19 protein-coding genes are annotated in these 23,407 nt (G+C 63.5%); 16 read left to right on the plus strand and 3 right to left on the minus strand.

The features are described from left to right. Positions 1 to 39: 39 nt before the first annotated feature. From dapC to map, 3 genes are all read right to left on the minus strand, one after another. Positions 40 to 1,236, minus strand: coding sequence for a succinyldiaminopimelate transaminase (dapC, locus tag UB43_RS08565; protein WP_045210000.1), 1,197 nt, complete (start codon positions 1,234 to 1,236; stop codon positions 40 to 42). 39 nt (positions 1,237 to 1,275) lie between these two features. Further along, positions 1,276 to 3,975, minus strand: a complete 2,700-nt coding sequence (locus UB43_RS08570; RefSeq protein WP_045210001.1) for a [protein-PII] uridylyltransferase — start codon at positions 3,973 to 3,975, stop codon at positions 1,276 to 1,278. A 146-nt stretch (positions 3,976 to 4,121) separates the two neighbouring features. After that, positions 4,122 to 4,919: a type I methionyl aminopeptidase gene (gene map / locus UB43_RS08575; protein ID WP_256205123.1), complete on the minus strand. Its 798-nt coding sequence runs from the start codon at positions 4,917 to 4,919 to the stop codon at positions 4,122 to 4,124. A gap of 303 nt (positions 4,920 to 5,222) precedes the next feature. On the opposite strand from map, the gene rpsB reads away from it, so the two are divergent. The 16 genes from rpsB to dnaE all read left to right on the plus strand — a co-directional run bounded on the left by rpsB (position 5,223) and on the right by dnaE (position 23,375). Then, positions 5,223 to 5,963, plus strand: coding sequence for a 30S ribosomal protein S2 (rpsB, locus tag UB43_RS08580; RefSeq protein WP_045210003.1), 741 nt, complete (start codon positions 5,223 to 5,225; stop codon positions 5,961 to 5,963). A gap of 125 nt (positions 5,964 to 6,088) precedes the next feature. Next, complete coding sequence (gene tsf / locus UB43_RS08585; RefSeq protein ID WP_017521180.1) at positions 6,089 to 6,958, plus strand: translation elongation factor Ts; 870 nt, start codon at positions 6,089 to 6,091, stop codon at positions 6,956 to 6,958. A 206-nt stretch (positions 6,959 to 7,164) separates the two neighbouring features. Next, positions 7,165 to 7,902: a UMP kinase gene (gene pyrH, locus UB43_RS08590; RefSeq protein WP_017521181.1), complete on the plus strand. Its 738-nt coding sequence runs from the start codon at positions 7,165 to 7,167 to the stop codon at positions 7,900 to 7,902. Between the two features lies 1 nt (position 7,903). Next, on the plus strand, positions 7,904 to 8,461 hold the full coding sequence (gene frr, locus UB43_RS08595) for a ribosome recycling factor (protein WP_045210004.1): 558 nt from the start codon (positions 7,904 to 7,906) through the stop codon (positions 8,459 to 8,461). A 16-nt stretch (positions 8,462 to 8,477) separates the two neighbouring features. After that, positions 8,478 to 9,233 (plus strand): polyprenyl diphosphate synthase, encoded by a 756-nt coding sequence (uppS, locus tag UB43_RS08600; RefSeq protein WP_045210005.1) that lies wholly within the window; start codon positions 8,478 to 8,480, stop codon positions 9,231 to 9,233. Beyond that, positions 9,227 to 10,042 carry a phosphatidate cytidylyltransferase gene (locus UB43_RS08605; protein WP_045210006.1) on the plus strand — a complete coding sequence of 272 codons (816 nt, stop codon included), beginning with the start codon at positions 9,227 to 9,229 and terminating at the stop codon, positions 10,040 to 10,042. The genes uppS and UB43_RS08605 overlap by 7 nt, the downstream gene beginning before the upstream one ends. Continuing rightward, positions 10,039 to 11,229 (plus strand): 1-deoxy-D-xylulose-5-phosphate reductoisomerase, encoded by a 1,191-nt coding sequence (gene ispC, locus UB43_RS08610; protein WP_045210007.1) that lies wholly within the window; start codon positions 10,039 to 10,041, stop codon positions 11,227 to 11,229. The genes UB43_RS08605 and ispC overlap by 4 nt, the downstream gene beginning before the upstream one ends. A 16-nt stretch (positions 11,230 to 11,245) precedes the next feature. Further along, positions 11,246 to 12,598, plus strand: a complete 1,353-nt coding sequence (rseP, locus tag UB43_RS08615; protein WP_045210008.1) for an RIP metalloprotease RseP — start codon at positions 11,246 to 11,248, stop codon at positions 12,596 to 12,598. 73 nt (positions 12,599 to 12,671) lie between these two features. Then, on the plus strand, positions 12,672 to 15,059 hold the full coding sequence (bamA, locus tag UB43_RS08620; RefSeq protein WP_045210009.1) for an outer membrane protein assembly factor BamA: 2,388 nt from the start codon (positions 12,672 to 12,674) through the stop codon (positions 15,057 to 15,059). A gap of 48 nt (positions 15,060 to 15,107) precedes the next feature. Further along, positions 15,108 to 15,611 carry an OmpH family outer membrane protein gene (locus UB43_RS08625; protein ID WP_045210010.1) on the plus strand — a complete coding sequence of 168 codons (504 nt, stop codon included), beginning with the start codon at positions 15,108 to 15,110 and terminating at the stop codon, positions 15,609 to 15,611. After that, on the plus strand, positions 15,611 to 16,672 hold the full coding sequence (lpxD, locus tag UB43_RS08630) for a UDP-3-O-(3-hydroxymyristoyl)glucosamine N-acyltransferase (RefSeq protein ID WP_045210011.1): 1,062 nt from the start codon (positions 15,611 to 15,613) through the stop codon (positions 16,670 to 16,672). The genes UB43_RS08625 and lpxD overlap by 1 nt, the downstream gene beginning before the upstream one ends. A 48-nt stretch (positions 16,673 to 16,720) precedes the next feature. After that, the gene (gene fabZ, locus UB43_RS08635) at positions 16,721 to 17,161 is read left to right on the plus strand and encodes a 3-hydroxyacyl-ACP dehydratase FabZ (RefSeq protein ID WP_024766076.1); all 441 of its coding nucleotides are present in this window, start codon (positions 16,721 to 16,723) and stop codon (positions 17,159 to 17,161) included. After that, on the plus strand, positions 17,158 to 17,934 hold the full coding sequence (gene lpxA / locus UB43_RS08640) for an acyl-ACP--UDP-N-acetylglucosamine O-acyltransferase (RefSeq protein ID WP_045210012.1): 777 nt from the start codon (positions 17,158 to 17,160) through the stop codon (positions 17,932 to 17,934). Before fabZ ends, lpxA begins: the two co-directional genes overlap by 4 nt. A 2-nt stretch (positions 17,935 to 17,936) precedes the next feature. Then, on the plus strand, positions 17,937 to 19,079 hold the full coding sequence (gene lpxB, locus UB43_RS08645) for a lipid-A-disaccharide synthase (RefSeq protein WP_045210013.1): 1,143 nt from the start codon (positions 17,937 to 17,939) through the stop codon (positions 19,077 to 19,079). Next, entirely contained in the window at positions 19,079 to 19,690 is a 612-nt protein-coding gene (gene rnhB / locus UB43_RS08650) for a ribonuclease HII (protein WP_045210014.1), read from the plus strand. The genes lpxB and rnhB overlap by 1 nt, the downstream gene beginning before the upstream one ends. A gap of 154 nt (positions 19,691 to 19,844) precedes the next feature. Continuing rightward, a complete protein-coding gene (gene dnaE / locus UB43_RS08655) occupies positions 19,845 to 23,375 on the plus strand; it encodes a DNA polymerase III subunit alpha (RefSeq protein WP_045210015.1) in 3,531 nt (1,176 codons plus the stop codon). Positions 23,376 to 23,407: the final 32 nt, after the last annotated feature.

A 23,407-nucleotide genomic window follows, 5' to 3' on the forward strand; every position in this document is an offset into this window, starting at 1 on the left:
TCGCGCCCATGGGGCGCTCCTACAGGAGGCGGCGTGCTATCAGAGGCTCTGCACGTACTGCTTGATGCGCTCGGCCGCTTCCACGCATTCGGCCAGCGGAGCCACCAGCGCCATGCGCACGCGGTTGGCACCGGGGTTCTCGCCGTTCACTTCACGGGACAGGTAGGAGCCCGGCACCACGGTGACGTGTTGCTGATCGAACAGGCCACGGCAGAACTCGGTGTCGGCCACCGGGGTCCTGGCCCACAGGTAGAAACTGCCGTCCGGGCGCTGCACGTCAAGGACGCCACCGAGGATGTCCAGCACCGCGTCGAACTTCTCGCGGTACAGATCGCGGTTGGCGCGCACGTGGTCCTCGTCCTTCCAGGCCGTGACGCTGGCCAGCTGGGTCTGAACCGGCATGGCGCAGCCGTGGTAGGTGCGGTACAGGAGGAATTTCTTCAGCACTTCGGCGTCACCGGCGACGAAGCCCGAACGCAGGCCCGGCAGGTTGGAGCGCTTGGACAGGCTGTGGAATACCACGCAGCGCTTGAAGTCCGAGCGGCCCAGTTCGGCGCAGGCGGTCAGCAGGCCGGCCGGCGGGTTCTGTTCGTCGAAGTACAGCTCGCTGTAGCACTCGTCGGCGGCGATCACGAAGTCGTGCTCGTCGGCCAGGGCGATCAGCTGCTTCAGGATTTCCAGCGGAACCAGCGCGCCGGTAGGGTTGCCCGGCGAGCAGAGGAAGAGGATCTGGCAGCGTGCCCAGACGTCCGCCGAGACGGCGTCGAAGTCCGGGTTGAAGCCGTTGTCTTCCAGGCACGGCAGGTAGTGCGGCTCGGCGCCGGCCAGCAGGGCCGCGCCTTCGTAGATCTGGTAGAACGGGTTCGGGCTGATCACCAGGCCCTTGGCGTTGCGGTCCACCACGGTCTGGGTGAAGGCGAACAGCGCTTCACGGGTGCCGTTCACCGGCAGCACGTGGCGCGCGGCGTCCAGCCAGCCGGCTGGCACCTGGAAGCGGCGCTCGCACCAGGCGGCGATGGCTTCGCGCAGGGCGGGGATGCCCAGCGTGGTCGGGTAGACAGCCAGTTGGTCGAGGCTGTCGGCCAGTGCCTTGGCGACGAAGTCCGGCGAGCGGTGCTTGGGTTCGCCGATGGACAGCGCGATGGGCTTCAGCTCCGCCGGCGGCTGGGCGCCGGCCAGCAGGGCGCGGAGCTTCTCGAAGGGGTAGGGCTGGAGCGAGTCGAGGGCAGGGTTCATGGCAAGGCTCTTTCTTTCTGACTTTTTACAAGGTCGGGATTAGATGCTGATGCGGACCGGCATCGTCTGCTGGCCGCCGTCGGAGAGGATGTCCACCAGGGCAGTCTGGATGCGCTTGCACAGCTCCGGGTCGGAGAGCGGCTGGTTGTGCGCATCGGTCACGAAGAACACGTCCTCCACGCGCTCGCCCAGGGTGGCGATCTTGGCGTTCTGTACCGACAGGTCGAAGTCCAGGAACAGCCCGCCAATGCGCGCCAGCAGGCCGGGGCGATCGGGGGCGGTGACTTCCAGCACGCTGACCTGGCGGGCCGCGTCGGTGGAGATGGTCACCTGCGGGTTGAAGGCAAAGTGCTTGAGCTGGCGCGGTACACGGCGCTGGATGATGGTCGGGTACTCGTCCGGGTCCTTCAGTGCGTTGACCAGACCTTCGCGAATTTCCTCGACCCGGCTGGGATTGTTGCCGATCGAGCCGCCATCGGCATCGAGCACTATGTAGGTGTCGAGGGTGAACAGGCTGGTGGAGGTGATGATCCGCGCGTCCTGAATGTTCAGGTTGAGCTGGTCCATCGCCGCCACGGTCACGGCGAAGAAGTCGTGCTGGTCGCCGGCATAGATGAAGATCTGCGTGCCGCCCTCGAATTCGCGCTGGGCGGTTTCCTTGATCAGTACCAGCGGGGTGCCGTCGTCGGGGTGCTGGAGGATGGCTTCGGTGTGCCACGCCACGTCGGCGGCGCTGTGGCGCAGGAAGTAGTCGTCGCCCAACTGGCTCCAGAGCTGCTCGGCGTCGTCCTGGTCGATGCCGCCGCGCACCAGGATGTCGATGGCCGCGCTCTGCGTCTGTCGGATCTGCTCCTCACGGTCCACCGGGTTCTCCAGACCGCGGCGCAACGCGCGCTTGGTCTCGGTGTAGAGCTGGCGCAGCAGGCTGGCGCGCCAGGAGTTCCACAACGTCGGGTTGGTGGCGTTGATGTCGGCCACGGTGAGCACGTAGAGGTAGTCCAGGTAGGTCTGGTTGCCCATCAGCTGGGCGAAGTCGTAGATCACCTGCGGGTCGGACAGGTCCTTGCGCTGGGCCGTGGTGGACATGATCAGGTGGTTCTGCACCAGCCAGGACACCAGGTTGGTGTCCCACGGCGGCAACTGGTGGCGCTGGCAGAAGTGCTCGGCGTCCACCGCGCCCAGTTCCGAGTGGTCGCCGCCGCGGCCCTTGGCGATGTCGTGGTAGAGGCCGGCGATGTAGATCAGCTCCGGCTTGGGCAGGCGTTCCATGATCTTGCTGGCCAGCGGGTACTTCTCCGCCATGTCCGGGCGGCGCAGCTTGCGCAGGTGCTTGATCAGGTTGAGGGTGTGCGCGTCCACCGTGTAGATGTGGAACAGGTCGTGCTGCATCTGCCCGACGATCAGGCCGAACTCCGGCAGGTAGCGGCCGAGGATGCCGTAGCGGTTCATCCGCCGCAGGTTGCGGTGGATGCCTTCCTGGCACTTGAACAGTTCGATGAACAGGCTGGTGTTGCGGATGTCATGGCGGAAGTCGTCGTCGATCAGGTGCCGGCTGTCGCGCAGCAGGCGGATGGTGTCGGCGCGCACGCCCTTGATCTCCGGGTGCTGGGCGAGCAGCACGAAGATTTCCAGCAGGGCGAACGGGGTGCGCTTGAAGACGTTGGCGTGGGTGACTTCCAGGTAGCCGTCGCGCAGCTGGAAGCGGCTGTTGAGCGACTGGATCTGGCCGTTCTCGCCGGCCCGCAGTATCACTTCCTCGAAGTGCTGGGTGATCAGGTCGTTCAGCTCGGAGACGGCCATCACCACGCGATAGTACTTCTGCATGAAGCGCTCGACGGCCAGCTTGGCGTCGTTGCCTTCGTAGCCGAGCATCCCGGCGATGCGCCGCTGATGGTCGAACAGCAGGCGGTCTTCGGCGCGGCCGGCGAGCATGTGCAGGGCGTAGCGGACCTTCCAGAGGAATTCCTGGCTGGAGGCCAGTACCGCGCACTCGCTTTCCACCAGGAAGCCTTCGCGGACCAGGGCGTGCAGGTTGAGGCTGCCGAAGTGGCGGCGAGCGACCCAGAGCAGTGTCTGGATGTCGCGAAGGCCGCCGGGCGAGCCCTTCACGTTGGGTTCGAGGTTGTATTCGGTGTCGTTGTATTTGGTGTGGCGGTGGATCTGTTCCTTGCGCTTGGCCAGGTAGAACTGCCCGCTGGGCCACATCTGTTTCGTACTGGTGGCTTCGAGCATGCGCTGGCGCAGGCTGTCCGGGCCGGAGATAGTCCGGCACTCCATCAGGTTGGTGACCACGGTGAGGTCGGCGCGCGCTTCCTCGGCGCACTCGGCCACCGAGCGCACGCTCTGGCCGACTTCCAGACCGATGTCCCAGAGCAGGGTGAGGAAGCCTTCGATGGGCTCGCGGAAGCTTTCCTGGTCTTCGCTGTCCAGCAGGATCAGCAGGTCGATGTCCGAGTGCGGGTGCAGCTCGCCGCGCCCGTAGCCGCCCACGGCAACCAGCGCGATGTCGGCGTCGTCGCCCCAGTCGAAGCGGTTCCAGGCCTGCTGCAGGATCTGGTCGACGAACCAGGCGCGGTCCTCGATCAGCCGGCGGATGTCGCGGCCGCCATTGAAGCGGGCGTCGAGCACCTCGTTGGCCTGACGAATGGCCTTCTTGAAGGCGGCGATAGGGCTGGATTTGAGGGCCAGTTCCGCCTGGAACTGCCCACGGTCGAACAACTCGGGATCCACCTGCGGCATGGCGGCCTTCCTGATCAATGGCTTAGGGGAGGGCAGGGGCAAGAGGGCGATCGGGCCTGGGCGCTTGGCGCCAGGCCCGGCAGCTGTGCCGGGCCGGGATTTCTATGTTCTACCCAGCCGTCGGCGAGATTGCAAACCGCTTCCGGTCAGGCCGGCGTGCGCGGGAAGCTTTCGTCGTTGCGCAGGGTCAGGATCTCGTAGCCGTCGGCGGTGACCAGCACGGTGTGCTCCCACTGCGCGGACAGCTTGCGGTCCTTGGTGATGGCGGTCCAGCCGTCACCCAGCAGGCGGGTTTCCGGGCGCCCCTGGTTGATCATCGGCTCGATGGTGAAGATCATGCCTTCCTTGAGCTCCAGGCCGGTGCCGGCGCGGCCGTAATGCAGTACCTGGGGCTCCTCGTGGAACACCTGGCCGATGCCGTGGCCGCAGTACTCGCGCACCACGGAGAAGCCGTTCTTCTCGGCGTACTTCTGGATCACTTCGCCGATGTCGCCCAGGCGCGCGCCCGGCTTGACCACGTCGATGCCCTTGTACATGCATTCCTGAGTGATCTGGCACAGGCGGTCAGCCCATTCCGGGGTCTTGCCGACGGAGAACATCTTGCTGGTGTCGCCGTGGTAGCCGTCCTTGATCACGGTAACGTCGATGTTGACGATGTCGCCTTCCTTGAGCGGCTTCTCGTTGGGAATGCCGTGGCACACCACGTGGTTGATCGAGGTGCAGATGGACTTGGGGAAGCCCTTGTAGTTCAGCGGCGCGGGAATGGCCTTCTGCACGTTGACGATGTAGTCGTGGCAGATGCGGTCCAGTTCGTCGGTGGTGACGCCGGGCTTGACGTGTTCGCCGATCATTTCCAGCACTTCGGCGGCCAGACGGCCGGCGACGCGCATTTTCTCGATGTCTTCGGGCGTCTTGATGGTGACGGTCATGCGACTTCTCTTCAGGCGCTGCGTGCGCGCGGGTAAATGAGAGGAATACGCAAGTCTATCAGATTTGGCGCCCTTCTATTAAGGGTGGATGGCCGGCAGGGCGGTCGGACGAGGCGGCAGGGGGAGGTGCCGGGCGTCCTTTCGGGTTTTGTTCTGGCCGAGGTTGTGGTATAAAGCGCCCCGCTCTGAAGGCTACGGCCATTTCGGGGCATTAACCCACACATGCATCGACACGATGGCCTGGGTGCCTTTCGACACAGTCGGAGGGTTGGCCGTTGGGATGCATGGAGGCCTAACCCGACTTATCGAGGAACTATCATGTCCCAAGTCAATATGCGCGATATGCTGAAGGCCGGTGTGCACTTCGGCCACCAGACCCGTTACTGGAACCCGAAAATGGGCAAGTTCATTTTCGGCGCGCGTAACAAGATCCACATCATCAACCTCGAAAAAACCCTGCCGATGTTCAACGAGGCCCTGACCTTCGTTGAGCGCCTGGCCCAGGGCAAGAACAAGATCCTGTTCGTCGGCACCAAGCGTTCCGCCGGCAAGATCGTTCGCGAAGAAGCTGCCCGTTGCGGCATGCCGTACGTCGACCACCGTTGGCTGGGCGGCATGCTCACCAACTACAAGACCATCCGTCAGTCGATCAAGCGTCTGCGCGAGCTGGAAGTGCAGTCCCAGGACGGCACCTTCGCCAAACTGACCAAGAAAGAAGCTCTGATGCGCTCCCGCGACCTGGAAAAACTGGATCGCAGCCTGGGCGGCATCAAGGACATGGGCGGCCTGCCGGACGCTCTGTTCGTGATCGACGTAGACCACGAGCGCATTGCTATCACCGAAGCCAACAAGCTGGGCATCCCGGTTATCGGCATCGTCGATACCAACAGCAGCCCGGAAGGCGTTGACTATGTTATCCCGGGTAACGACGACGCCATCCGCGCCGTACAGCTGTACCTGGGCTCGATGGCTGAGGCCGTGCTGCGTGGCAAGAACGCCGGTGGCGTGACTGCTGACGAGTTCGTCGAAGAAGCACCGGCCGAATCCGCCGAAGGCTGATTCCAGGACGTCCAGACGTCCTACGGTGAGCAGGAAGGGGGCTAGGCCCCCTTTTTGCCACCCTGAGAATTCCGCCCGGGTTGCCGGGCGATCTGGTTTTGAGAACAACTCAAGAGGATTTCGAAATGGCAGAAATTACTGCAGCACTGGTCAAGGAACTGCGTGAGCGTACCGGCCAGGGCATGATGGAGTGCAAGAAGGCACTGGTAGCCGCCGAAGGCGATATCGAGAAAGCCATCGACGACATGCGCGCTTCCGGCGCCATCAAGGCTGCCAAGAAGGCTGGCAACATCGCCGCCGAAGGCGCCATCGCCGCCAAAGTGGCTGACGACGGCAAATCCGCCACCATCATCGAAGTCAACTCGCAGACCGACTTCCTGGCCCTGCAGGACGACTTCAAGAACTTCGTCGCTGCCAGCCTGGACAAGGCTGTTGCCCAGAAGCTGACCGACGCTGCTCCGCTGATCGCGGAACAAGAGCCGGCTCGTGAAGCCCTGGTTGCCAAGTGTGGTGAGAACGTCAACATCCGTCGCCTGGCTCGCACCGAAGGCGAAGTGGTTGGCGCCTACCTGCACGGCCACCGCATCGGCGTTCTGGTTACCCTGAAGGGTGGCAATGCTGAACTGGCTCGCGACATCGCCATGCACGTCGCTGCCAGCAACCCGCAGTTCCTCGATCCGTCGCAGGTTTCCGAAGAAGCCGTTGCCAAAGAGAAGGAAATCTTCCTCGCTCTGAACGCCGACAAGATCGCTGGCAAGCCGGAAAACATCGTCGAGAACATGGTCAAAGGCCGTATCTCGAAGTTCCTGGCCGAAGCCAGCCTGGTCGAGCAAGCGTTCGTCAAGGATCCGGAAGTCAAGGTTGGTGACCTGGCCAAGAAAGCCGGCGCTGAAATCGTTTCCTTCGTTCGCTTCGAAGTAGGCGAAGGCATCGAGAAAGTCGAAGCTGACTTTGCTGCCGAGGTTGCTGCTCAAGTAGCCGCTTCCAAGCAGTAATAGACAGTCTCACGACTGTCGCCCCGCAAGAGGCTGCCCGCTAACGCGCGCGGCCTCTTTGCCAAACTGGGGAAACCAAAAGGGGCGGTTTCCACGGCGCAGGCCCGCAAGGCGGGTTTAAAGGCGCCGTAAGGCTGGCTGGTCCAAGCTTTCCGCCAAGCGCCCTCAAGGTGCACAGCATTCAATCGCCGCAGGAGAAAAAGGTCATGGCTCAGCAGCTGAGCGCTCGTCAACCTCGCTATAAACGCATTCTTCTAAAACTGAGCGGCGAAGCCCTGATGGGCTCCGAGGAGTTCGGCATCGATCCCAAGGTGCTGGACCGCATGGCGCTGGAGATCGGCCAGCTCGTCGGTATCGGCGTGCAGGTCGGCCTGGTGATCGGTGGTGGCAACCTGTTCCGTGGCGCGGCGCTGTCCGCGGCCGGCATGGATCGCGTCACCGGCGACCACATGGGCATGCTCGCCACCGTGATGAACGGCCTGGCCATGCGTGACGCCCTGGAGCGCTCCAACATCACCGCTATCGTCATGTCCGCCATTTCCATGGTCGGCGTGACCGATCACTACGACCGCCGCAAGGCCATGCGCCACCTGAAGAGTGGCGAAGTGGTGATCTTCTCCGCCGGTACCGGCAACCCGTTCTTCACCACCGATTCCGCCGCCTGCCTGCGCGCCATCGAAATAGATGCTGACGTAGTACTCAAGGCGACCAAGGTGGACGGCGTGTACACTGCCGACCCGTTCAAGGACCCGAATGCCGAGAAATTCGAACGTCTGACGTACGATGAAGTGCTCGATCGCAAGCTGGGTGTGATGGACCTCACCGCCATCTGCCTGTGCCGGGACCAGAAAATGCCGCTGCGCGTGTTCAACATGAACAAGCCCGGCGCGCTGCTGAATATTGTTGTAGGTGGTGCTGAAGGCACCCTGATCGAGGAGGATTGAGATGATCAACGAGATCAAGAAGGAAGCACAGGATCGTATGGGCAAAACCCTGGAGGCCCTGGGTCATGCCTTCGCTAAGATTCGTACCGGCCGTGCGCACCCGAGCATCCTGGATAGCGTGATGGTGTCCTACTACGGTTCCGACACTCCGCTGCGCCAGGTGGCCAACGTCACCGTGGAAGACTCCCGCACCCTGGCCCTGAGCGTGTTCGACAAGAGCATGATCCAGGCGGTCGAGAAGGCCATCATGACCTCCGACCTGGGCCTGAACCCGGCGACCGCTGGTACCACCATCCGCGTCCCGATGCCGGCGCTGACCGAGGAAACCCGCAAGGGCTTCACCAAGCAGGCTCGCGCCGAGGCCGAGCAGGCCCGCGTTTCCGTGCGCAACATCCGCCGCGACGCCCTGGCTCAGCTGAAGGACCTGCAGAAAGAGAAAGAAATCAGCGAAGACGAAGAGCGTCGCGCTGGTGACGATGTGCAGAAGATCACCGACAAGTTCGTCGCCGAGATCGAAAAGGCCCTCGAGGCCAAGGAAGCGGACCTGATGGCCGTTTGACGGTCGGGCTCTCGTCATGGAAAAGACCAAGCAGGTGACGCACGTGCCCCGGCACGTCGCGATCATCATGGACGGCAACAATCGCTGGGCGAAGAAGCGTCTGATGCCCGGAGTGGCCGGGCACAAGGCTGGCGTGGATGCCGTCCGTGCGGTGATCAAGACCTGCGCCGAGGCAGGCGTCGAAGTGCTGACGCTGTTCGCCTTCTCCAGCGAGAACTGGCAGCGCCCGGCCGATGAGGTCGGAGCGCTGATGGAGCTGTTCCTCATGGCCCTGCGCCGTGAGGTCCGCAAGCTCAGTGCCAACGGCATCCGCCTGCGCATCATTGGCGATCGCAGTCGCTTCGCCCCTGAGTTGCAGGCGGCGATGCGCGAGGCCGAGGCGCTGACCGCCAATGGCAGCAGCATGCTGCTGCAGGTGGCAGCCAACTATGGCGGCCAGTGGGACATCACCCAGGCTGCCCAGCGTCTCGCTCGTGAGGTGCAGGCCGGTCATCTGGCTGCGGAAGAGATTACCCCGGAGCTGATCCAGGGGTGCCTCTCCACCGGCGACCAGCCGTTGCCCGACCTGTGCATTCGCACGGGCGGCGAGCACCGCATCAGCAACTTCCTCCTCTGGCAGCTGGCGTACGCCGAGCTGTATTTCTCCGATCTCTACTGGCCCGACTTCAAGCACGAAGCCATGCAGGCTGCGTTGCAGGACTATGCCTCTCGTCAGCGCCGCTTCGGCAAGACCAGCGAGCAGGTCGAGGCCGAGGCCCCTCCGTCATGTTGAAACAACGAATCATCACGGCGCTGATCCTGTTGCCGATCGCGCTGGGTGGTTTCTTCCTGCTCGATGGTGCGGCGTTCTCGCTGTTCATCGGTCTGGTAGTCAGCCTCGGTGCCTGGGAATGGGCACGTCTGGCCGGTTACAACGAACAGTCTGCCCGCGTCGGTTACGCCGCCGTCGTCGCTGCGCTGATGCTGGTATTGGCCTGGCTGCCGCAGCTGGCGGGTGCGGTGCTGGTGCTGGCGCTGCTCTGGTGGGCGCTCGCGACCGTCATGGTGCTGACCTATCCGGATAGCGCTTCGAGCTGGGGTGGCCGCTGGCGCCGCCTGCTGATCGGTCTGCTGATCCTGCTGCCGGCCTGGCAGGGGCTGGTGCTGCTCAAGCAGTGGCAGCTGTCGAACTGGCTGATCGTTGCCGTGATGGTGCTGGTCTGGGCTGCCGACATCGGCGCTTATTTCTCCGGCAAGGCCTTCGGCAAGCGCAAGCTCGCTCCGCGCGTCAGTCCGGGCAAGAGCTGGGAAGGCTTCTTCGGCGGCATGGCGCTGTGCCTGGCGATCACCGTCGCCGTCTCCATCTACCGTGACTGGACCGTCCGCGAACTGCTGCTGGCGCTGCCGTGCGCGGCCATCGTGGTGGCCCTGTCGGTCATCGGTGACCTGACCGAAAGCATGTTCAAGCGCCAGTCCGGCCTCAAGGACAGCAGCAACCTGCTACCGGGGCATGGTGGCGTGCTGGACCGCATCGACAGCCTGACAGCCGCCATCCCGGTGTTCACCGCGCTGCTCTGGGCTGTGGGCTGGGGTGCGCCGTGAGCCGTCCGCAGTGGATCACCGTGCTGGGGGCGACCGGTTCGATCGGCCTCAGCACCCTCGACGTCATCGCGCGTCACCCTGATCGATACCGCGTCTTCGCGCTCAGCGGTTTTTCCCGGCTGGCTGAGCTCGAGTCGCTGTGCCTGCGCCATCGCCCGCGTTTTGTCGTGGTGCCGGAGGCTGAGCAGGCGCGTGCGCTGCAGGATCGCCTGAGTTCCGCGGGCCTCGAGGCTCGGGTGCTGGTTGGCGAGGCTGGGCTTTGCGAGATTTCCGCCCATCCCGACGTCGATGCGGTGATGGCGGCCATCGTCGGCGCCGCGGGTCTGAAGCCCACTCTGGCGGCCGTCGAGGCGGGCAAGCGGGTCTTGCTGGCCAATAAAGAGGCGCTGGTGATGTCCGGCGCGCTGTTCATGGATGCTGTGCGAGCCAGTGGCGCCGTACTGCTGCCGATCGACAGCGAGCACAATGCGATCTTCCAGTGCATGCCGGTGGACTACGCTCGCGGCCTGGGCGAAGTGGGAGTTCGTCGCATCCTGCTGACTGCCTCGGGCGGCCCGTTCCGCGAGACGCCGCTGGAGCAGTTGGCTCAGGTTTCGCCAGAGCAGGCCTGCGCACACCCCAACTGGTCGATGGGGCGGAAGATTTCCGTCGACTCGGCCAGCATGATGAACAAAGGCCTGGAACTGATCGAGGCCTGCTGGCTGTTCGATGCCGCGCCGTCGAAGGTCGAGGTGGTGATCCACCCGCAGAGCGTGATCCATTCCCTGGTGGACTACGTCGATGGCTCGGTGCTGGCCCAGTTGGGGAATCCGGACATGCGGACCCCCATCGCCCATGCCCTGGCCTGGCCGCAGCGGATCGATTCCGGCGTTTCGCCGCTGGACCTGTTCTCCATCGCCCGCCTGGACTTCAGTGCGCCCGATGAGCTGCGTTTCCCCTGCCTGCGCCTGGTGCGCCAGGCCGCCGAAGCGGGTGGCAGTGTACCGGCGATGCTCAATGCAGCGAACGAGGTGGCTGTCGCGGCGTTCCTCGAGCGGCGCATCCGCTTCACGGATATCCCGGTTATCATCGACGAAGTGCTGAACCGCGAGGCGCACACGCCGGTCGAATCGCTCGATGCGGTGCTGGCAGCCGACCAGCGTGCACGCGGCGCAGCACAGGCGTGGTTGCAGGAGCGCGGGCATTGAGCCCGAGGAGGTAGCGATGAGCGCCCTTTATATGGTGGTGGGACTGATTGTCGCCCTGGGCGTACTGGTCACTTTCCACGAGTTCGGACACTTCTGGGTCGCCCGCCGCTGCGGGGTCAAGGTCCTGCGCTTCTCCGTGGGCTTTGGCACGCCACTGGTGCGCTGGCACGATCGCCACGGCACCGAGTTCGTTGTTGCCGCCATTCCCCTGGGTGGCTACGTGAAGATGCTCGATGAGCGGGAAGGCGATGTCCCCGCCGAGCTGCTCGACCGCGCCTTCAATCGCAAGACCGTATTCCAGCGCATCGCCATCGTCGCGGCGGGACCGATCGCCAACTTCCTGCTGGCTATCCTGTTCTTCTGGGTCCTGGCCATGCTGGGCAGCCAGCAGATCAAGCCGATCATCGGCTCCGTGGTGGCGAACAGTCCCGCGGCCATCGCCGGTCTGGCGTCCGGTCAGGAAGTCGTTGCCGTGGACGGCGAGGTCGTCGATGGCTGGGGCGGCGTCAACCTGCAACTGGTGCGTCGTCTCGGTGAAACCGGCGAGCTGAGCGTTTCGGTGCTGGAGCAGGGCTCGAGCGTTCCGGCCGTGCACCAGGTGCGCATCAGTTCCTGGCTGAAGAACGAAGACAATCCCGATCCCATCGGTGGTCTGGGGATCCAGCCCTGGCGACCTGCTGTCGCCCCCGTGATCGCTGAACTGGACGAAAAGGGGCCGGCCAAGGCTGCCGGCCTGCAGATTGGTGACCGGCTCGTCAGTCTGGATGATCAGTCGGTCACGGATTGGCAGGAAGTGGTTTCGCGTGTCCGCGCCCTGCCCGAAGGCAAGGTGACGCTGGGTATCGAGCGCGCCGGCCAGCGCGAGGAGCTTGTCCTGACCCTGGCGGCCAAGGGGGAGGGCAAAGCCCGCACCGGCTACCTGGGTGCGGGTGTCGCGGGTGGTCAGTGGCCGCCGGAAATGCTCCGCGAAGTGAGCTATGGACCGGTGGCAGCGGTGGGGCAGGCTCTTTCCCGAACCTGGTCCATGAGCCTGCTAACTCTGGATTCTCTAAAGAAAATGGTGCTCGGGCAGCTCTCGGTAAAAAACTTGAGCGGGCCGATAACCATTGCTAAAGTGGCGGGCGCTTCAGCCCAGTCCGGCGTAGGGGATTTTCTGCATTTCCTCGCCTATCTGAGCATCAGCTTGGGGGTTCTCAACCTGTTGCCGATTCCCGTTCTCGATGGCGGGCATCTGCTGTTCTACATGGTCGAGTGGGTGCGAGGTCGCCCACTGTCGGAGCGGGTCCAGGCTTGGGGGATGCAGATTGGCATCAGCCTGGTAGTCGGGGTCATGTTGTTGGCCCTGGTCAACGATCTGAGTCGACTGTAACCGCCCATTGGTTTTCGGATCTGCCGCCCTTTGCGGCAGATTCTCTATTTGTCAGTTGGAATAAAAGGACTCCATGAAACGCTTTCTGCTTCCCGCGGCCCTTTCCGCGCTGATGATCGCCCAGGTTCACGCCGAGTCCTTCACTGTTTCCGATATCCGGGTCAACGGCCTGCAGCGCGTGTCTGCCGGCAGTGTGTTCGCGGCATTGCCGCTGAACGTCGGCGAGCAGATCGACGATCGCCGCCTGGTCGAAGCGACCCGCTCGCTGTTCAAGACCGGTTTCTTCCAGGATATCCAGCTCAGCCGTGATGGCAATGTGCTGATCGTCAACGTGGTCGAGCGCCCGTCCATCTCCAGCATCGAGATCGAGGGCAACAAGGCGATCACCACCGAAGACCTGATGAAGGGCCTGAAGCAGTCCGGCCTCTCCGAAGGCGAAATCTTCCAGCGTGCGACCCTCGAGGGCGTGCGCAACGAACTGCAGCGCCAGTACGTGGCCCAGGGCCGCTACTCCGCCGAGATCGAGACCGAAGTGGTGCCGCAGCCGCGCAACCGCGTCGCGCTGAAGATCAACATCAACGAAGGCACCGTGGCGGCCATCGCCCATGTCAACGTGGTGGGCAACACCGTCTTCTCCGAAGAAGACCTGACCGATCTGTTCGAACTGAAGACCACCAACTGGCTGTCCTTCTTCAAGAACGACGACAAGTACTCCCGCGAGAAGCTCTCCGGCGACCTGGAGCGTCTGCGTTCGTACTACCTGGACCGTGGCTACATCCACATGGATATCGCCTCCACCCAGGTGTCCATCACCCCGGACAAGAAGCACGTCTACATCACCGTCAACGTCAACGAAGGCGAGAAGTACACCGTCAGCGACGTGAAGCTCTCCGGCGACCTGAAAGTGCCGGAAGACGAAGTGAAGAAGCTGCTGCTGGTGAAGAAGGGCCAGGTGTTCTCCCGCAAGGTGATGACCACCACCTCCGACCTGATCACCCGTCGCCTGGGTAACGAGGGTTATACCTTCGCCAACGTCAACGGCGTTCCCGAGCCGAACGACGAGAACAAGACCGTATCGATCACCTACGTGGTCGACCCGGGCAAGCGCGCCTACGTCAACCGCATCAACTTCCGTGGCAACACCAAGACCGAGGACGAAGTACTCCGTCGCGAAATGCGCCAGATGGAAGGCGGCTGGGCCTCGACCTACCTGATCGACCAGTCCAAGCAGCGCCTCGAGCGCCTGGGCTACTTCAAGGAAGTCAACGTCGAAACCCCGGCGGTTCCGGGCACCGACGACCAGGTCGACGTCAACTACAGCGTGGAAGAGCAGCCGTCCGGCTCGATCACCGCGAGCGTGGGCTTCGCCCAGAGCGCGGGTCTGATCCTCGGTGGCTCGATCAGCCAGAACAACTTCCTGGGTACCGGTAACAAGGTCAGCATCGGCCTGACCAAGTCCGACTACCAGACCCGCTACAACTTCGGCTTCGTCGACCCCTACTGGACCGTCGACGGCGTGAGCCTGGGCTACAACGCCTTCTACCGCAAGACCGACTACGACGAGCTCGACACCGACGTATCCAGCTACTCCGTCAACAGCCTGGGCGCCGGCGTCAGCATCGGCTACCCGATCAGCGAGACCTCGCGTCTCACCTACGGCCTGACCGTTCAGCGCGACGATATCGACACGGGTGTCTACACCGTCGACGAGATCTTCGACTTCATCGACAAGGAAGGCGACAGCTTCACCAACTTCAAGGCGTCCATCGGCTGGTCCGAATCGACCCTGAACAAGGGCGTGCTGGCGAACCGTGGCCACTCGCAGAGCCTGGTGCTGGAAACCACCATCCCGGGTAGCGACCTGTCGTTCTACAAGCTCGACTACCGTGGCCAGATCTTCGCGCCGCTGACCGAAACCTACACCATGCGCTTCCACACCGAACTCGGCTATGGCGGCGCGTACGGTGACACCGATCGCCTGCCGTTCTACGAGAACTACTATGCCGGTGGCTTCAACTCGGTGCGTGGCTTCAAGGACAGCTCCCTCGGTCCGCGCAGTACCCCGAGTATCGCTCGCGACGCCAATGGTAATCAGATCCCCGGTCCGGACAGCAAAGGCCGCTACACCGATCCGGATCAGGATCGCGAAGCCTTCGGTGGTAATATCCTGATCACCGGTGGCGCCGAACTGCTGTTCCCGCTGCCCTTCGTGAAGGACCAGCGCCAGCTGCGGACCGTGCTGTTCTATGACATCGGTAACGTGTTCGATACCGATTGCCCGACTTCCACGACCCAGGGCTGCGATGGCGTCAAGTTCCAGGACATGGCCATGTCCGCGGGTGTCGGTCTGACCTGGATCACCGCTCTGGGTCCGCTGAGTTTCAGCCTGGCGACTCCGATCAAGAAGCCGGACAACGCCGAAACCCAGATCTTCCAGTTCTCCCTGGGACAGACCTTCTAATTGGCCGTATCGTTGTAATGACAACCATGCTTTGTGCAGGAGTGCATTGTGCGTAAGTTGACCCAGTTCGTCCTGATCACCGCCGCCCTGGCAGCGAGCCCCGCGTTCGCCGACATGAAGATCGCGGTGCTCAACTATCAGATGGCACTCCTCGAGTCCGATTCGGCCAAGCAGTACGCCGTCGACGCCGAGAAGAAGTTCGGCCCCCAGCTGACCAAGCTCAAGGCCCTGGAAACCGATGCCAAGGCCCTGCAGGACAAGCTGGTCAACGGCGGCAGCAAGATGTCCAATGCCGAGCGTGAAAAGGCTGAAGGCGACTTCAAGCAGAAGGCTCGTGACTTCCAGTTCCAGTCCAAGGAGCTGAACGAAGCCAAGGCCGTTGCCGACCGCGACATGCTGAAGAAGCTGAAGCCGAAGCTGGACCAGGCCGTCGAGGAAACCATCAAGAAAGGTGGTTATGACCTCGTGGTCGAGCGTGGTGCCGTGGTTGACGTCAAGCCGCAGTACGACATCACCCGCCAAGTCATCGAGCGCATGAACCAACTGCGCTGATGATGACCGAGCTGTCCTTTACCCTCGCCGAACTGGCTGCGCAACTTGATGCTGAGTTGCGCGGCGATCCCGCTCAGGTGATCAGCGGGCTGGCTACCCTGCAGGATGCAGGCGCCGGTCAGCTGAGCTTCCTGGCCAATCCGCAGTACCGCAAGTTCCTCGAAGGCAGCCAGGCCAGCGCCATCCTGCTGACTGCCGCTGATGCCGAAGGCTTTACCGGCAATGCGCTGATCGTCCCCAATCCCTACCTGGCCTATGCCGGCCTGTCCCACCAGTTCGACCGCAAGCCCAAAGCGCCGGTCGGCATTCATCCCACTGCGGTGGTCGATGAAGGTGCGCAGGTCGACGTGAGCGCCAGTGTCGGCCCCTATGCCGTGATCGAGGCGGGTGCGCAGATCGGTGCCAATGTCACCATCGGCGCCCATTGCTTCGTCGGTGCGCGCAGCGTGATCGGCGAGGGCGGCTGGCTGGCGCCCCGCGTGACGCTCTACCACGACGTGCGCATCGGCAAGCGTGTGGTGATCCAGTCCGGTGCCGTGCTGGGCGGTGAGGGCTTCGGCTTCGCCAACCACAAGGGCATCTGGCAGAAAATCGCCCAGATTGGCGGCGTGACCCTGGGTGATGACGTCGAGATCGGCGCCAATACCACCATCGACCGTGGCGCGCTGTCCGATACCCTGCTGGGCAATGGCGTGAAGCTGGACAACCAGATCATGATCGCCCACAACGTGCAGATTGGCGATCACACTGCCATGGCCGGCTGCTGCGGGATTTCCGGCAGCGCCAAGATCGGCAAGCACTGCATGCTGGCCGGCGGTGTCGGCCTGGTTGGCCACATCGAGATCTGCGACAACGTCTTCGTCACCGGGATGACCATGGTGACCCGCTCGATCACCGAGCCGGGCTCCTACTCCTCCGGTACCGCCATGCAGCCAGCGGCTGAATGGAAGAAGAGTGCCGCGCGCATTCGTCAGCTGGATGACATGGCCCGTCGTCTGCAGCAGCTGGAAAAGCGCCTGGCCGCCGTGACCCCAAGCGGAGACGCTCCATCAGATGCGTGATCCACGCATTTTTTGGCGTTTCCCTTTTCTGAACAGGCTCCCCTGAACATGATGGACATCAACGAGATTCGCGAATACCTGCCTCATCGCTACCCCTTCCTGCTGGTGGATCGGGTGGTCGAGCTGGACATCGAAGGCAAGCGCATTCGCGCCTACAAGAATGTCAGCATCAACGAGCCGTTCTTCAATGGCCACTTTCCGCAGCATCCGATCATGCCGGGTGTGTTGATCATCGAGGCCATGGCCCAGGCCGCTGGCATCCTCGGTTTCAAGATGCTCGACGTGAAGCCGGCCGATGGCACCCTGTACTACTTCGTCGGCTCCGACAAGCTGCGCTTCCGCCAGCCCGTGCTGCCGGGCGATCAATTGCAACTCAACGCCCAGTTCCTCAGCGTCAAGCGCGGCATCTGGAAGTTTGACTGCAATGCCACCGTGGACGGCAAGCCGGTATGCTCGGCTGAAATCATCTGTGCGGAACGCAAACTATGAGTTTGATCGATCCTCGCGCCATCATCGACCCGCGCGCAAAGCTGGCTGACGACGTAGAAGTGGGCCCCTGGTCCATGGTCGGGCCGGATGTGGAGATCGGCGAAGGTACGGTGATCGGTCCGCACGTGGTGGTCAAAGGCCCCACGAAGATCGGTAAGAACAATCGGATTTTCCAGTTCTCCAGCGTGGGTGAAGATACCCCCGACCTGAAGTACAAGGGCGAACCGACTCGCCTGGTAATCGGCGACAACAACGTGATCCGCGAGGGTGTCACCATCCACCGCGGCACCATCCAGGATCGCTCGGAGACCACCATCGGTGATCACAACCTGCTCATGGCCTATGTGCACATCGGCCATGACAGTGTGATCGGCAACCATTGCATCCTCGTGAACAACACCGCGCTGGCGGGGCATGTTCATGTGGATGACTGGGCAATCCTCTCCGGCTACACCCTGGTGCATCAGTTCTGCCGCATTGGCGCCCACGCGTTCTCCGGCATGGGCACCACCATCGGCAAGGATGTCCCGGCCTATGTGACTGTCTTCGGCAACCCTGCCGAGGCCCGCAGCATGAACTTCGAGGGCCTGCGCCGTCGTGGTTTCAGCGCCGAATCGATCCAGGCGCTGCGCCGGGCCTACAAGGTGGTCTACCGCCAGGGCCTGACGGTGGACGAGGCTCTGGCCGAGCTGGCCGAAGCCTCCGAACAGTTCCCGGAAGTTGCGGTGTTCCGCGACTCCATCCAGAGCTCCACCCGCGGCATCACCCGCTGACCATGCAACCGACCGCACGCAAGCTGCGCGTCGCCCTGGTCGCGGGCGAGGCGTCCGGCGATATCCTCGGCTCCGGCCTGATGCAGGCGCTCAAGCAGCGCCACCCCGACATCGAGTTCATCGGCGTCGGTGGTCCGCGCATGCAGGCAGAAGGGCTGCAGTCGCATTTCCCGATGGAACGCCTGGCCGTCATGGGGCTGGTCGAGGTGCTTGGCCGTCTGCGCGAACTGCTGCGCCGGCGCAAGGACCTGGTGAAGATGCTGATAGCGGCCAAGCCGGACGTGTTCATCGGCATCGATGCGCCGGATTTCAACCTCAACATTGAATTGAAGCTGCGCCGTGCGGGTATCCGTACGGTGCACTACGTCAGCCCCTCCGTCTGGGCCTGGCGACAGAAGCGTGTGCTGAAGATCAAGGAAGCCTGCGACCTGATGCTCGCGCTCTTCCCCTTCGAAGCGCGCTTCTACGAAGAGCACGCTGTGCCAGTGCGCTTCGTCGGCCATCCTCTGGCCAACACCATTCCACTGGAAGCCGATCGTGCCGGTGCGCGCGAGCGTCTCGGCCTTCCGCAGGATGCTGCTGTCGTCGCACTCCTGCCCGGTAGCCGGGGAGGCGAGGTCGGCAAGCTTGGCGCGCTGTTCCTCGATACTGCCCAGCGCCTGCTGCAGGGTCGCCCCGGCCTGCGATTCGTGCTGCCGTGCGCAAGCCCGGAGCGTCGTGTGCAGATCGAAGAGATGCTCGCTGGCCGCGACCTGCCGGTGCAGCTGCTCGATGGCGCCTCCCACGAGGCCTTGGCAGCCTGCGACGCGGTGCTGATCGCCTCCGGCACCGCTACGCTGGAAGCCCTGCTGTACAAGCGGCCGATGGTCGTCGCCTACAAGGTGGCGCCCATGACCTACCGCATCCTCAAGCGCCTGGTGAAGAGTCCGTACATTTCGCTGCCGAACCTGCTGGCCGGCCGCCTGCTGGTGCCCGAGCTGATCCAGGACGCGGCAACACCCGAGGCGCTGGCAACGACCTTGTTGCCCCTGCTCGCCGACGGCAGCGTGCAGACCGAATCCTTCGACGCCATCCACCGCGCGTTGCGCCAGGATGCGTCTGCGCAGGCCGCCGAGGCGGTGCTCACCCTGGTGGAGAAACGCTGATGCAGATGGGCCTGGACTTCACCCTGGTGGAAGAGCTGGTTGCCGGTGTCGACGAAGTCGGCCGAGGGCCACTGTGTGGCCCCGTGGTTACCGCGGCGGTGATCCTCGATCCGGCTCGTCCGATCAAGGGGCTCAATGACTCGAAGAAGCTCAGCGAAGCCCGCCGTGAGGCGCTGTTCGACGAGATCCGCGAGAAGGCCCTGGCCTGGTGCATCGCCCGTGCCGACGTGCATGAGATCGACCAGTTGAACATTCTCCACGCCACCATGCTCGCCATGCAGCGCGCGGTGGAGGGCCTGAGCGTCACGCCGAAACTGGCGCTGATCGATGGCAATCGCTGCCCGAAATTGAAGGTGCCGTCCGCGCCGGTGGTGCAGGGTGACGCCAAGGTCCCGGCCATCGCCGCCGCCTCGATCCTGGCCAAGGTCAGCCGCGACCGCGAGATGCAGGAAATGGAAGCGCTGTACCCCGGCTACGGCATCGCCGGGCACAAGGGCTATCCGACCCCGGTGCACCTCGAAGCCCTCCGGCGCCTGGGCCCGACGCCGATTCACCGTCGCTCCTTCGGCCCGGTGCGCGCGCTGCTGGAAAATCCTGCCGGTATCCTGTAACACCCTGTTATTACTCTGGAATTCCTCGCGGCCAGCGGCTCGTCGGTGACGTCAATCACCCGGCGCGACGGCTGGCCCATTGATCCCTGTAGCTTTGCGGAGAGCCCCGGTACAATCCGGGGCTTGCCGTTTTTCGCGTTTGCCAAGGACCACCATGACCGCCACCTTCGTTCACCTGCGTCTGCACACCGAATTCTCCCTGGTCGACGGCCTGGTACGGGTCAAGCCGCTGATCAAGGCAGTCGGCGGGGCGGGCATGCCGGCAGTGGCGGTGACCGACCTGAGCAACATGTGCTCGCTGGTGAAGTTCTACAAGACGGCCATGGGCGGTGGCATCAAGCCGATCTGCGGCGCCGACATCTGGCTGGCCAATCGCGACGAGGACGGCCCGCTGACCCGCCTGACCCTGCTGGCGATGAACGCCAAGGGCTACCGCAACCTCACCGAACTGATTTCCCGTGGCTGGCAGGAAGGCCAGCGCAACGGCGAGATCATCATCGAGCGGCAGTGGGTCAAGGACGCCGCCGAAGGCCTGATCGCGCTGTCCGGTTCCAAGGAAGGCGAGATCGGCATGGCGCTGCTGGAGGGTGACGACGCGCTGGCGGATTCCCTGCTGGCCGAGTGGCTGGAGACTTTTCCGGACCGCTTCTACCTGGATATCCAGCGCACCAGTCGCGTCAACGACGAAGAACACGTGCATGCCGCCGTCGCCCTGTCCGCACGCAGTGGCGCGCCGCTGGTGGCGACCAACGACGTGCGCTTCATCAAGGAAGCCGACTTCGAGGCCCACGAGACCCGTGTATGCATCGGCGAAGGCCGTGCCCTGGATGACCCGCGCCGTTCGCGCAGCTATTCCGACCAGCAGTACCTGAAGAGCCCGGAAGAAATGGCCGAGCTGTTCAGCGATATTCCCGAGGCTCTGGAAAACTCCGTCGAGATCGCCAAGCGCTGCAACATCGACGTGCAGCTGGGCAAGTACTTCCTGCCCAACTTCCCGATCCCCTACGACGACATGGACATCAACGACTACCTGCGCCATGTCTCCTACGAGGGCCTGGAGGAGCGCCTGGCGGTGCTCTGGCCGAAGGACACCACCCCGAACTACGAAGAGAAGCGGCAGATCTACGTCGACCGCCTGGAGTTCGAGCTGGGCACCATCATCCAGATGGGCTTCCCCGGCTACTTCCTGATCGTGATGGACTTCATCAAGTGGGCCAAGAACAACGGCGTGCCGGTAGGCCCTGGCCGGGGCTCGGGTGCCGGCTCGCTGGTTGCCTACGTGCTGAAGATCACCGACCTCGACCCGCTGGCCTATGACCTGCTGTTCGAACGCTTCTTGAACCCCGAACGTATTTCCATGCCCGACTTCGACGTCGACTTCTGCATGGAAGGCCGCGACCGGGTGATCGACTACGTGGCCGGCGCCTACGGCCGCAATGCGGTGAGCCAGATCATCACCTTCGGCTCCATGGCCGCGAAGGCGGTGGTGCGCGACGTGGCGCGGGTGCAGGGCAAGTCCTACGGCCTGGCCGACAAGCTGTCGAAGATGATTCCCTTCGAAGTGGGCATGACCCTGGAGAAGGCCTTCGAGCAGGAGGAAATGCTCCGCGATTTCCTCAAGACCGACGAGGAAGCCCAGGAAATCTGGGACATGGCGCTCAAGCTGGAAGGTGTCACCCGCGGTACCGGCAAGCACGCCGGCGGTGTGGTGATCGCGCCGACCAAGCTGACCGACTTCGCCCCCATCGCCTGTGATGAAGAGGGCGCCGGCCTGGTGACCCAGTTCGACAAGGACGACGTGGAAGCGGCCGGCCTGGTGAAGTTCGACTTCCTCGGCCTGCGTACCCTGACCATCATCAAATGGGCGATGGAGATCATCCACCGCATCCAGAAGAAGAACGGCGAGACCGACCTGGTCGACATCGACCGCATCCCGCTGGACGACAAGAAAACCTACGACCTGCTGCAGAAAGCGGAAACCACCGCGGTCTTCCAGCTTGAATCGCGCGGCATGAAGGAGCTGATCAAGAAGCTCAAGCCGGACTGCCTGGAAGACCTCATCGCACTGGTGGCGCTGTTCCGTCCCGGCCCACTGCAGTCGGGCATGGTGGACGACTTCATCAACCGTAAGCACGGTCGCGAGGAAATTTCCTACCCGCACCCGGATTACCAGTACGCCGGTCTCGAACCTGTGCTCAAGCCCACCTACGGCATCATCCTGTACCAGGAGCAGGTGATGCAGATCGCCCAGGTGATGGCGGGCTACAGCCTCGGCGGCGCTGACATGCTGCGTCGCGCCATGGGCAAGAAGAAGCCCGAGGAAATGGCCAAGCAGCGCGGCGGCTTCATCGAAGGCTGCTCCAGCAACGGCATCGACGAAAACCTCTCGGGCAACATCTTCGACCTGGTGGAAAAGTTCGCCGGCTACGGCTTCAACAAGTCGCACTCGGCGGCCTACGGCCTGGTGTCGTACCAGACCGCCTGGCTGAAGACCCACTGGAAAGCCCCGTTCATGGCCGCGGTACTCACCGCGGACATGCAGAACACCGACAAGGTGGTGACGCTCATCGAAGAGTGCCGCCACATGAAGCTGCGCATCCTGGCGCCGGACGTGAACAACTCCGAGTTCCGCTTCACCGTCGATGAGGACGACCAGATCGTCTACGGTCTGGGCGCGATCAAGGGCGTCGGCGAAGGCCCGGTGGAAGCCATCACCGAGTGCCGCAACGAAGGCGGGCCGTTCAAGACCCTGTTCGATTTCTGCGACCGCATCGACCTCAAGCGCGTCAACAAGCGCACCCTGGAAGCGCTGATCCGTGCCGGCGCGCTGGACCGCCTCGGACCGCACTTCCATGAAGAGCAGAAGGCCTACCACGCCCACGTCGACATCAACCGCGCCGTGCTGCTGGCGTCCATGGAAGAAGCCGTCAAGGCCGCCGAGCAGACCTCGCGCAGCCACGACAGCGGCCACATGGACCTGTTCGGCGGCGTGTTCGCCGAGCCCGAGGCCGATGTCTACGCCAACCACCGCAAGGTCAAGGAGCTCAACCTCAAGGAGCGCCTGAAGGGCGAGAAGGACACCCTCGGCCTGTACCTGACCGGTCACCCGATCGACGAGTACGAAGGCGAGGTGCGACGTTTTGCCCGCCAGCGCATTGTCGAGCTGAAACCCGCGCGTGATACCCAGACCGTCGCCGGCCTGATCGTCAACCTGCGGGTGATGAAGAACAAGCGCGGTGACAAGATGGGCTTCGTGACCCTGGACGACCGCTCCGGCCGTATCGAAGCCTCGCTGTTCGCCGAAGCCTTCGCCGCCAACCAGGCGCTGCTGCAGACCGATGCGCTGGTGGTGATCGAGGGCGAAGTCAGCCAGGACGATTTCTCCGGCGGCCTGCGCCTGCGAGCCAAGCGCGTGATGGGGCTGGAAGAAGCCCGCACCTCGCTGGCGGAAAGCCTGCGGGTGCGCGTCCATGCCGATGCGCTCAAGGGTGACCGTCTGCGCTGGCTGGCCGACCTGTGCACCCGTCACCGGGGCAGTTGCCCGGTCACCGTCGACTACAGTGGCGAGCAGGCGCGCGCCCTGTTGCAGTTCGGCGAGCAGTGGCGGATCGACCCGGCAGACAACCTGATTCAAGCGTTGCGTGACCAGTTCGGCCGCGACAACGTCTTCCTGAACTACCGCTAGTGAAGCCGGTGGCCAAAGGCCGCCCGCCCGCC

It is taken from the genome of Pseudomonas sp. 21, from assembly GCF_000955805.1.
In the GTDB taxonomy this organism is placed as follows: domain Bacteria; phylum Pseudomonadota; class Gammaproteobacteria; order Pseudomonadales; family Pseudomonadaceae; genus Pseudomonas.